General features: G+C 66.7%; 1 pseudogene. It reads right to left on the minus strand.

From position 1 onward, the window contains the following. Positions 1-318, minus strand: a pseudogene (locus AX737_RS07135) (arsenical-resistance protein); the annotation flags it as partial.

A 318-nucleotide genomic window follows, 5' to 3' on the forward strand; every position in this document is an offset into this window, starting at 1 on the left:
CCACCATGATGGTGTCGTTGAGCGCCACCTGGCTCAGGGTGAAGTGCGGCTCGCCCCGGGTGAGGTTCGACCAGACGAACACCATCGCGGTGCAAGGCGCCGCCGCCAGGATGATGAGGCCGGCGATGTAGCTGTCGATCTGGTCGGCGGGCAGGTAGGGCCGGAACAGGTGGCCGACGAAGAGCCAGCCGAGCGCCGCCATCGAGAAGGGCTTCACGGCCCAGTTGATGAACAGCGTCACCCCGATCCCGCGCCAGTGCCGGCCGACGTGGCGCAGCGAGGCGAAGTCGATCTTGAGCAGCATGGGGATGACCATGA

The sequence above is a fragment of the Methylobacterium sp. CCH5-D2 genome, assembly GCF_001556475.1.
In the GTDB taxonomy this organism is placed as follows: domain Bacteria; phylum Pseudomonadota; class Alphaproteobacteria; order Rhizobiales; family Beijerinckiaceae; genus Methylobacterium; species Methylobacterium hispanicum.